We start from the raw sequence: 9,931 nt of genomic DNA, 5'->3' as shown, positions 1-9,931 counted from the left end.
TGATCTGCGAAGGCTATGCGCAGCCCGCGGCAATCACGTCGACCACCGGCGATGCGACGCCTGTCTTTTCGTCGGGTCAGGCCGGCATCTATCGCTCCGGACCGTATCACATCGCGGCTTTCGTGCGCGAGCCCGGCCGCGACAAGTTCGAAGTCATTGCGCCGCCCGCCGGTCCGGCCGGCCAGGCCGAGCTCGCCGAAGGCGAAGCCGCCTTCGTGATGGTCACCACCGAGCAGGAGGATGCGGCCAAGCAGTTCATCGAATATCTGATCTCCGAAAAGGGACAGGAAACCGGCATGGCCGCCGGTACCGGCGACAACGCGATTGTGCGCCTTTCGGTCAACAAGAATGTGGATACCAAGGCGGTCCAGCCCGATCCGGCATGGGCAACCTATGCCGATCTCTATGCCACGTCGGCCCGCTATTTCCCCAGCGTGCCCAACTGGAAACCGATCCGGCAGGCCGCAGCCGAGGGCCTCAATCAGGTGCTTTCAAGCTGCGATTCCGATATCATGGCCGGCCTTGAGAACACAGACGAGGTCATCAACGCCGAACTCGACCAGCAGGGCGTCCTCGCCAGGTAGGGTCCGTCCAAACAGTCAGGCGCCGCGCATTTGTGTTCCGTGGCGCAGCGCCTGACAGCCATCGGAAAATGTCCGGCTGCAAGCCATTGCCGTCAGTTTTCGCACGTTTCGGCGCCGGTGGTGTTTCCGGCGCCTGCCAGAGCTTTCTGGCGTTCCGCGGAGGAGCATATGCGGTTTCATTCCAAAAACCTGAGCTGGATTATTCCCTGGCTTTTTCTGGCTCCGGCGCTGATCGTTTTCACCTGGTTCAAGTTCGTGCCCATCGTCAAGGGGCTTTTCATGAGCTTCTACAAGGTGAAATTCATCGGCGCCGACCAGTGGGTCGGACTTGCCAATTTTGAACGCGCCTTTTCCGACAGCGCGTTGCATGCGGCAACGCTCAATACGCTTATCTATGTCGTCGTGACCACGCTCGCAGGCGGCATGATCGCCTTTGCCGTCGCCATGGCTCTGGAGGGGCAGGCCCGTCATATCCGCCTGATCCGGACCGCGATCTTCTTCCCGGCGGTGACATCGATTGCCGTTCTCGCCGAAATCTGGAGAATTCTCTTCTATCCAGGGGCGACCGGCGTGGTGAACCAGCTGATTGGCGTCTTCGGCGTTGCGCCGCAAGGTTTCATGTCCGATCCCGATCAGGCGCTGTTCATCGTCATACTGCTGCAGATCTGGAAAAATGTGCCCTACAACATGGTGATCTTCATCGCCGGTCTCGCGGGCATCAACCGGGAGCTTTACGACGCCGCCGATGTCGATGGCGCAAGCCCGCTGCGCAAGCTCTGGCATGTCACGATCCCCGGTCTCGTGCCTGCCTTTTCGGTGGTGATCATGCTTTCGCTCATCCGTGGCTTCCGCGTCTTCACCGAAATCTACACCACAACCGGCGGCGGGCCGGCCGGCGCCACCGAAGTGATCATGACCAGTATCTTCAAGACCGGTTTCGAGCGCTTCGATTACGGCTATGCCTCGGCGGTGTCCTTCCTGCTGTTCGCCTTCACGGTGACCCTGACCATCGTCCATGTCACCGTGAAGAACCGGATCGACCGGACGTGAGGATGATCTGATGAAAATGACGCTCTCTCAACGTATCGCCCGCGGGCTGGTCTATGCCCTGTTGCTCATCGTCTTTTGCGGCCCGTTCTGGGGTATTGTCGCCACCGCCTTTACCAAGAACACGGTTCAGCCGGGTCAGCTGGTGCTCTGGCCGAGTCAGCCGACGCTCGACCATTTCATCTACGCCTGGACGGAAGTGAAGGTCTGGATCTACCTCTTCAACTCCATGTTCGTCGTTGTCATCGCGACGGCACTGCAGACGCTGGTCAGTGCTCTCGCCGCCTATGCGCTCGCCCGCAAGAAGTTTCGGGGTGCCGCCATCGTCAGCCTTGCGATCCTGTCGACGATGATGCTGCCGGATGAAGTGATCGCGATCCCGCTCTACCTGATCCTGCATGCAAAACTGCCGATCCTGCATACGTCCATCTACAACACCTATGCGGCGATGATCCTGCCGGTGGTTGGCTGGGCATTCTCGGTGTTCCTGTTGACGGAGTTCATGAAAGCGATTCCGCGCGATCTTGAAGATGCGGCAAGGGTCGATGGCGCCAATGAGCTGCAGATCTTCTGGCGCGTGGTTCTGCCGCTCGTCAAGCCGGCGCTGGGCACGGCAACCATCTTCGGCTTCCTGATGATCTGGGATCAGTATCTTCTGCCGCTGATTGCTGTCGACGACCGCAATCTCTATACGCTGCCCGTTGTCCTGCGCTCGCTGCGCGTCGACGAGATCATGCAGCAGAACATCTTCATCGCCGTTACCGTCATCGCCACGGTGCCCTGCATCATTGTCTATCTCCTGCTTCAAAAACAGTTCAATCGCGGGCTGATGTCCGGCGCGGTCAAGGGCTAAGCGAAAGGTTCAGGTGAAAAAATGGGTTCAGTAAGCCTTAAAAATGTCAACAAGTCCTTCGGCGCGGTCGACGTGATTCATGACGTGTCGCTTGATATCGAAGATGGCGAGTTCTGTGTTCTGATCGGGCCCTCCGGTTCGGGAAAGTCGACGCTGCTGCGCATTATCGCCGGTCTCGAAGACGTCACAAGCGGCGCGATAAGGATCGACGAGCGCGACGTGACCGAACTGCCGCCGAAACAGCGCGATATCGCCATGGTCTTTCAGACCTATGCCCTTTATCCGCAGATGACGGTGGCCGAGAATATGGGTTTTGCGCTGAAGCTTGCCGGCATGCCGAAGGCGCAGATTGCCGAAAAGGTGCAGGAGACCGCGCGTATGCTCGAGCTCGAGCCATTGCTTGAGCGCTTGCCGAAGGCGCTTTCCGGCGGCCAGCGGCAGCGCGTTTCGATGGGCCGGGCCATCGTACGCGACCCGTCGGTGTTCCTGTTCGACGAACCACTCTCCAATCTCGATGCGAAGCTCAGGGTACAGGTGCGCGGCGAGATCGCCGATCTGCATCGGCGCCTGGGCACGACCTCCGTTTACGTGACGCATGACCAGGTGGAGGCCATGACGCTCGGTCAGAAGATCGTCGTGCTGCGCGATGGCAGGGTTGAGCAGGCGGGACCGCCGCTGACGCTGTACGAGGACCCGGTCAACACCTTCGTTGCCAGCTTTCTCGGCACGCCCTCGATCAACCTTGTCGAGGCGCGTGTGGAAGGCGGTCATGGCGAGGCGGCGGCGCGGCTTGTCGACGGAACCCTGCTCTCGCTTGGATCGGGTCATGATTGCCGCGACGGGCAGGCTATTCTGTACGGCATCCGCCCGGAACATGTCGGCATTGTTGCGGGGCATCCGGGGGGCGGCATTTCCGCCACAATTCATGCCGTCGAGAACACCGGCTCGGACATGGTGATCGTGTCGGATGCGGGCGGCTATCGCCTTACCGCGGCCTTCAAGGAACAGCGTCCGCTGCAAGCGGGGCAGGCTGTCACGATCATCCCCGACCTTTCGAAGGTTCGGGTCTTCGATGCCGGAAGCGGAAAACGGATCCGCCGCCGCGAAGACAGCTGAAGCTCAAGACATATCGAAAATAACCAGCCGGCCGCTGCTATGCGGTCACCGGCCTGTGCCCGAACGGGAAATGAAATGTTCAAAGATGCGATGAAATTCGAGCGGCTCCTTGATGGGCTGCAAAAACACAAAGACTGGAAACCGTTTCCCGGTATCGAGGAGCGCGACCGGTGGGCCGCCGTTGCCGAAGATCCGGCTTTGAAAATGCCGGTTGCGGCCATCATCGCCGTTGCCGATCGGCTTCTGGATGAAGAGATCGATCCGCTGACCGGCACGATGTACATGAATTTCATGACCAATGGCGACCGGACATTCTATGAGGAAAGCTATTTTCGCCGGCGCTATGAACTCTCGCATCTCGTCATCGCGGAATGCCTGACGGCCAAGGGCACATATCTTGCGAAGATCATCGACTATCTCTGGGAAATTCTCGGCGAGGTGAGCTGGTGCGTGCCGGCGCATAATTTTGCCGGCCAGCACGACATGGTGATGTTCAAGCGGGCCAATCCCTGGAAGGAGGATGACCCTCTGCCTGTTCCCGGCGACGATTATCTCGATCTTTTCGCCTGTGAAACGGCCGCAACGCTGGCCGAGACGTGCTATCTTCTCAGGCATACACTGCTTGAAACGGTTCCTTCCCTCTACCACCGCATTCATGGCGAAATCGACCGGCGCGCACTGCAATTGCTCGAAGGGCCCAAGCTTTATGGCTGGTATCTCGGGCGCAACAACTGGACGGCGTGGTGTTCGCATAATCTTCTGCTGGCCGCCTGCTATACGGTTGAGGACGAACAGCGCCTCGTCAGCCTTGCGCTGAAACTCATGGTGCCGATGCAGCGTTTCTTTGACACGATCGAGCCATCGGGCGCCTGTATCGAAGGGCCGGGCTACTGGGTTGTGAGTGCAGGGCGCCTCGCCGGGTTTGTCAGTCTCATCGAAGACCGTTTCGGCCTGGGCCTGAATGCGGCGGAGAATGAGAAGTTCCGCAATTTCGGGCAGCATATCCTGCCCCTCAACATCGCCGAGAATCTCTTCGTCAACTTCGCCGATGGCGGCCTGAAGCTGGACCTCGACCAGGGGCTCTTGAGCCGCTATGCCGGTCTGATCGGGTCGGAGCAGCTTGCAAGTCTCGTCAGCGCGGATATCGACCGGCTGGCGGCGCGCAAGCTTGCCAATCCGGGCAGGGCGCGCGGACGCAATGACTATGCCCGGCAGTTTCTCGTGCATCTGACCCGGCTTTTGTTCTGGACGCCTGAAAACCGGAACGCCACGCCGCGGACCTGTGAAAAATCGGTCTGGCTTGCCGATATGCAGATGATGATCGCGCGCTCGGATGAGCGACCGGGAACAGGTCTGATGCTGAGCGCAATCGCCGGCAGCAATGATCCGGAGGTCAACCATCACTCCCACAACGACGTCGGGCATTTCAGCGTCTATCTCGATGGTGAACCGATGATCATCGATCTCGGGCAAGGCGCCTATTCGCGCGCGACCTTTACCGAAACGCGCTACGATATGTGGCACATCAGCTCGGAGGGTCATAATGTTCCGAGCGTCAATGAACAGCTGCAGTATGCGGGGGCGGGGGCTGCCGCACGCGATGTTGACTACCGGCATGACGGCATCTCGACTGTTCTCAGCCTCGACGCCGGACCGGCCTATTTCAGCGAGCCGGGCTCCCGACGCATCCAACGCAAGATCACGTTCAGCCACGAGGCCGCCGAAATCCGGATCGATGACGAAATAATGCTCGGCGAACCGCTGAGGCGCTTCATGCTGCCGCTGCATGTCTCCGACCGTAAAATCACGGTGCAGGAGGACGGATCATGCCGGATTGCCGGTGAGAACCGAACACTCGTCATTACGCCGAAAAATCTGCGCGTTAGTAATGTGGAACCGATCGAGATCACCGATCCGCGCCATCTGGAAGTCTGGGGCGGGCGCATCTTCCGCATTTGCTTCGAGGCCGCAGATCTCGCCACGCCCCGTTTCGGACTGACGATGCACGTTGAATGACGGACGGTTTTCGTCCCGTCGAAAGGAGGAAGAAAGATGTTTGTTTACAGCAATGACGTCCAGGTCGAGGATCTGGGCGACGGCGTGAGCCGGAAAATTCTTGCCTACAGCGAGAACGGCATGTCGGTCGAAGTTTCCTTCGAGGAAGGCGCCGTCGGGCCGCTTCATCACCACTACCATGAGCAGTTCACCTATGTTCTTTCCGGCGCGTTCGAATTCACCATCGGCGATGAAACCAAGATCGTGAAGGCCGGCGACTTGCTCTACAAGGCTCCCGATGTTCCGCATGGCTGCCGCTGCCTGAAAGCCGGCAAGCTGCTCGACACTTTCGTGCCGATGCGTGAGGACTTTCTGAAGTTATCCTGAGCGGTCTTGATCCCCCGTCACAGCGCCCTTCCGGCTTGGAACTCAAGGCTTGTCACGAGGTGCGGAATCACGATTGACGGTGTCCGCATGAAGAGCCTGACACCCGCGCGCTGGCGCATCATGGCATAGCCTTCGTGCGCCAGGAACGGAAGCCGTTCTCAAAATTCGATGTGGCCGGCAATGCGATGCTGGGTGGAGAAATGCGAAAGGGGCTCTTCGGCTTCATGGACCGCGCCGCGATGGAAGGGCGTGCCCGGCTCTTGCTCGACATGCTCGGCACGCCTTTCGACCCGTCGGATTCGGCCGCGGAGCTTGCGCGCGCCATTTCGGCATTGATCCGGTCGAGGCCGGCCGTAATTGCGGTTGCCGGCAGGCCGATTGTGTCGGGCTCCGTGCCCGAGGCGGTCACCGACACGCAATTCCCGGCCTGTCGCGAAAGGCGCAGGTATCAGGCGGCGATGTCTTTGCTGGGCAAAGCCGCGACGACCTCTCGAAGCTGCCGCGAGCAGCGCCCCTCGCGTCACTTGCAGCGGGCCCCCCAACGGCTCACGTCCAGTTCGCCGCGGTGTGGGCCGCATCGCATTCGGCCTGACCGGCGGCGGCGTTGATCAGGCTGCGGATCAACGCCAGCCAGCGCGGCTTCTCGCCCTCGCGGTGGTACAGGATCACCGGCGACGTCGCATGGAGCTCGGCGAGGGGGCGGTAGTGTACATCGGAACGCATCTGGCGGGCCGAGCCCGGGATCACGCAAACCCCGGCGCCGGCCGCGACCAGACCGAGCGCCGTTTGCAGTTCGCGCACTTCCTGCACCGCGCCGGCGTGCGCGTCGGACTGGAGCAACAGGTTCAGAACCTGATCGGCATAACTCGGTCGCGGCTCCTTGGGGTAGACAATCAGTCTCTGCTCTCCCAGCCGCGAAAGAGAGAGCGGCCCGTCCTCCTGCGCCAGTTCTGAACCCGGCGGGACGGCGAGAACCAGCCGCTCCTCGTAAAGCACGGTGCTGACGATGCCGGTATCTGTCTGGCGAAGCCGGCCGAAGCCGAGATCGATCCGGCCTTCCTTCAGCGCTGGAATCTGCTGCACCGATAGAAGTTCGACGAGCTGGATGTCCAGCTCCGGAGCGGATTGCCGCAGCCGGCCGATGAGAGCCGGCAGGCCGGCATAGAGCATTGAGGCAACGAAACCGATGGACAGGACCTGCTTCTCCTTCAACCCCGCCCGGCGGGTGGAGGCCACCATCTGGTCAACTCGCCCCAGAACCTGAAGCGCCTGCTCGTAGAACAGCCGCCCGCCATCGGTCAGACGGACGGGACGGCTTGTCCGGTGGAACAGCGCAACCCCCAGTTCTTCCTCCAGCAGCTGGATCTGCCGGCTGAGCGGCGGCTGCGTGATGTTCAGGATTTCCGCGGCCCGGGTGAAATTGCGCTGCTGCGCCACGGCGATGAAATAGCGCAACTGACGGAGTTCCATAGCCTTCCTCGCAAGCCAAGGTTTTCGGTATTCTGGGGCATGACGATCGCGATTTCAGCCCATTGGGCGTAAAACTATGCGCAAAAGGTATTAAAGCCAATAGAAATAATGTTGGACGCGATGCAGGGTCGCGCGCCAGTATTCCGCCATGAAACGCTCACCTGCTCACCATTCCGTTTTGCCCGAAACCGCCGGCCCCGTCGTCGGGCGCGTGGAAACCCTGCTGGTCGATCTGCCCACGATCCGGCCGCACAAGCTGTCGGTCGCGACCATGGACGGCCAGACCCTGATGCTCGTGAAGGTCCATTGCAGCGACGGCATCACCGGTATCGGCGAGGGTACGACGATTGGCGGGCTCGCCTATGGCGGCGAAAGCCCCGAAAGCATGAAGCTCGCGATCGATACCTATTTCGCGCCGCTGATGGTCGGTCAGGATGCCACGCGGGTCCAGGCGCTGATGGCGCGGATCGGCAAGATGGTGAAGGAAAACCGCTTTGCCAAATGCGCAGTGGAAACCGCGCTTCTGGATGCGCATGGCAAACGTCTCGGCCTGCCCGTCAGCGAGCTTCTCGGCGGGCGCCGGCGCGACCGCTTGCCGGTTGCCTGGACGCTGGCCTCCGGCGATACCGGGCGCGACATTGCCGAGGCCGAGCGAATGCTGGACCTGCGCCGCCACAACATCTTCAAGCTGAAGATCGGCGCCCGTCCGCTTGCAGAGGACATTGCGCATGTTGCCCGCATCAAGGCGGCTCTTGGCCGGCGCGGATCCGTCCGCGTCGATATCAATATGGCCTGGGACGAGACGGAAGCCGCCCGCGGCATGGCGGCGCTTGCCGATGCGGGCTGCGAACTGGTGGAACAGCCGGTTGCCACGGCCTCGGGGCTCGCGCGGCTGGTCCGCCGCTTCCCGATCGCGTTGATGGCGGATGAATCGCTTACCGGTCCGGAATCGGCATTTGAACTGGCGCGGGTGCATGGCGCGGACGTCTTTGCCGTCAAGCTGGAGCAGAGCGGCGGCGCCTTCAACGCGCTCAGGGTGGCGGCCATCGCCGATGCCGCGGGTATCGCGCTTTATGGCGGCACCATGCTGGAAGGCGCGGTTGGCACCATCATCGCGGCCCATGCCTTCGCCACCTTCCCGAACCTGCAATGGGGCACCGAGTTGTTCGGCCCGCTGCTTCTGACCGAGGAAATCCTGACCGCGCCGCTGGAATACAGCGATTTCTCGCTGACAATTCCGAGCGGCCCCGGACTTGGCATCACGCTCGACGATGACCGCGTGGCCTTCTTCGCCCGCGACGGATTCCACCGCAAGAACGCCACCTAGGAGGCCGAAATGCTGTTTCATGTGCGCATGGACGTGAATATCCCCCGTGACCTGCCGGGCGACGAGGTGGCCGACATTCTCGCGCGCGAGAAAGCCTATTCGCAGGACCTGCAGCGGCAGGGCAAATGGCGCCATATCTGGCGGATCGCCGGGCAATATTCAAACATCAGCATTTTCGACGTGGCCGACAATGACGAGTTGCATGCGCTGCTGTCGGGCCTGCCGCTGTTCAAATTCATGCAGATCGAGGTCGCGCCCCTGCTGCGCCATCCCTCGGCCATCCGTGAGGATGACAGCTGAATTCACGCAGGCGGCCGGTTGAGTGCGCCGCGTCGTCCAAAACGCATAGAACAAGGAGGAGAAGTCATGACCGTAAAGATTTTCGACCGTCCCGACGTGCAGGAATTCCTGAACGTCCTCAGTGGTCTGGACAAGGCCGACGGCAATCCGCGCATGAAGGAGATCATCCATCGTCTCGTGTCGGACCTGTTCAAGGCGATCGATGACCTGAACATCACGCCCGACGAATACTGGACCGGCATTGCCTGGCTGAACGATCTGGGCGCTGCGGGGCAGGCGGGCCTGATCTCGCCCGGCCTCGGTCTCGACCACTTCATAGACGAGCGCCTGGACGCCATCGACGAGGCGCTGGGCATCGAAAACCCGACGCCGCGCACCATCGAGGGGCCGCTCTATGTCGCCGGCGCGCCGGAAGCGACCGGCTTTGCCCGTCTTGACGATGGCACCGACACGGAAGGTCAGACGCTGATCATGCACGGCGTGGTCTTTGGCGCGGACAAGAAGCCTCTCCCGGGCGCGAAGGTGGAGGTCTGGCACTGTGACACCCGGGGCTTCTATTCCCACTTCGACCCGACCGGCAAGCAGGCGCCGTTCAACATGCGCCGCACCATCATCGCCGACGAGAACGGCCGCTACAGGTTCCAGAGCATCCTGCCGAGCGGCTATGGCGTGCCGCCGGGCAGCCCGACCGAGAAGCTCCTGTCCGCGCTCGGCCGCCACGGCCAGCGTCCGGCGCATATCCACTTCTTCATCAGCGCGCCGGACCATCGCAAGCTGACGACCCAGATCAATATCGAGGGCGATCCGCTGATCAACGACGATTTCGCCTATGCGACCCGCGACGGCCTCGTG

The 9,931-nt window shown here is 61.4% G+C and carries 11 protein-coding genes; 9 read left to right on the top strand and 2 right to left on the bottom strand.

Going from position 1 to position 9,931, the window contains the following annotated elements:
• The 6 genes from AC5DC2_RS12950 to AC5DC2_RS12925 form a co-directional block, all read left to right on the top strand.
• On the top strand, window positions 1-584 hold a 584-nt coding region (locus AC5DC2_RS12950), incomplete at its 5' end, for an extracellular solute-binding protein (protein ID WP_491698772.1).
• A gap of 168 nt (window positions 585-752) precedes the next feature.
• The gene (locus tag AC5DC2_RS12945) at window positions 753-1,634 is read left to right on the top strand and encodes a carbohydrate ABC transporter permease (RefSeq protein WP_491698771.1); all 882 of its coding nucleotides are present in this window, start codon (window positions 753-755) and stop codon (window positions 1,632-1,634) included.
• Between the two features lie 10 nt (window positions 1,635-1,644).
• The gene (locus tag AC5DC2_RS12940) at window positions 1,645-2,484 is read left to right on the top strand and encodes a carbohydrate ABC transporter permease (protein ID WP_024708588.1); all 840 of its coding nucleotides are present in this window, start codon (window positions 1,645-1,647) and stop codon (window positions 2,482-2,484) included.
• Between the two features lie 21 nt (window positions 2,485-2,505).
• Window positions 2,506-3,600 carry an ABC transporter ATP-binding protein gene (locus AC5DC2_RS12935; protein WP_491698770.1) on the top strand — a complete coding sequence of 365 codons (1,095 nt, stop codon included), beginning with the start codon at window positions 2,506-2,508 and terminating at the stop codon, window positions 3,598-3,600.
• A 75-nt stretch (window positions 3,601-3,675) separates the two neighbouring features.
• Window positions 3,676-5,616 (top strand): heparinase II/III domain-containing protein, encoded by a 1,941-nt coding sequence (locus AC5DC2_RS12930; protein ID WP_491698769.1) that lies wholly within the window; start codon window positions 3,676-3,678, stop codon window positions 5,614-5,616.
• 36 nt (window positions 5,617-5,652) lie between these two features.
• On the top strand, window positions 5,653-5,982 hold the full coding sequence (locus AC5DC2_RS12925; RefSeq protein WP_491698768.1) for a cupin domain-containing protein: 330 nt from the start codon (window positions 5,653-5,655) through the stop codon (window positions 5,980-5,982).
• 118 nt (window positions 5,983-6,100) lie between these two features.
• Here the strand turns inward: AC5DC2_RS12925 and AC5DC2_RS12920 are convergent, their stop codons facing one another.
• Both AC5DC2_RS12920 and AC5DC2_RS12915 read right to left on the bottom strand, forming a co-directional pair.
• On the bottom strand, window positions 6,101-6,391 hold the full coding sequence (locus tag AC5DC2_RS12920) for a hypothetical protein (protein WP_491698767.1): 291 nt from the start codon (window positions 6,389-6,391) through the stop codon (window positions 6,101-6,103).
• Window positions 6,392-6,528: 137 nt separating this feature from the next.
• A complete protein-coding gene (locus tag AC5DC2_RS12915; protein WP_491698766.1) occupies window positions 6,529-7,452 on the bottom strand; it encodes a LysR family transcriptional regulator in 924 nt (307 codons plus the stop codon).
• Window positions 7,453-7,600: 148 nt separating this feature from the next.
• Between AC5DC2_RS12915 and AC5DC2_RS12910 the strand changes: the two genes are divergently transcribed.
• The 3 genes from AC5DC2_RS12910 to catA all read left to right on the top strand — a co-directional run.
• On the top strand, window positions 7,601-8,779 hold the full coding sequence (locus AC5DC2_RS12910) for a muconate/chloromuconate family cycloisomerase (protein WP_491698765.1): 1,179 nt from the start codon (window positions 7,601-7,603) through the stop codon (window positions 8,777-8,779).
• 9 nt (window positions 8,780-8,788) lie between these two features.
• Window positions 8,789-9,079, top strand: coding sequence for a muconolactone Delta-isomerase (gene catC, locus AC5DC2_RS12905; RefSeq protein WP_024708825.1), 291 nt, complete (start codon window positions 8,789-8,791; stop codon window positions 9,077-9,079).
• 66 nt (window positions 9,080-9,145) lie between these two features.
• A partial coding sequence (gene catA / locus AC5DC2_RS12900; protein WP_491698764.1) for a catechol 1,2-dioxygenase occupies window positions 9,146-9,931 on the top strand: 786 nt, incomplete at its 3' end.

The organism is Martelella sp., from assembly GCF_984369615.1.
This window is presented reverse-complemented; position numbering and strand designations above follow the sequence as displayed.

Bases quoted from the DNA above. Each gene is read 5' to 3' on its own strand.
- AC5DC2_RS12945 (WP_491698771.1), top strand. From the start codon at position 753: ATGCGGTTTCATTCCAAAAACCTGAGCTGGATTATTCCCTGGCTTTTT.
- AC5DC2_RS12940 (WP_024708588.1), top strand. From the start codon at position 1,645: ATGAAAATGACGCTCTCTCAACGTATCGCCCGCGGGCTGGTCTATGCC.
- AC5DC2_RS12935 (WP_491698770.1), top strand. From the start codon at position 2,506: ATGGGTTCAGTAAGCCTTAAAAATGTCAACAAGTCCTTCGGCGCGGTC.
- AC5DC2_RS12930 (WP_491698769.1), top strand. From the start codon at position 3,676: ATGTTCAAAGATGCGATGAAATTCGAGCGGCTCCTTGATGGGCTGCAA.
- AC5DC2_RS12925 (WP_491698768.1), top strand. From the start codon at position 5,653: ATGTTTGTTTACAGCAATGACGTCCAGGTCGAGGATCTGGGCGACGGC.
- AC5DC2_RS12915 (WP_491698766.1), bottom strand. From the start codon at position 7,452: ATGGAACTCCGTCAGTTGCGCTATTTCATCGCCGTGGCGCAGCAGCGC.
- AC5DC2_RS12910 (WP_491698765.1), top strand. From the start codon at position 7,601: ATGAAACGCTCACCTGCTCACCATTCCGTTTTGCCCGAAACCGCCGGC.
- catC (WP_024708825.1), top strand. From the start codon at position 8,789: ATGCTGTTTCATGTGCGCATGGACGTGAATATCCCCCGTGACCTGCCG.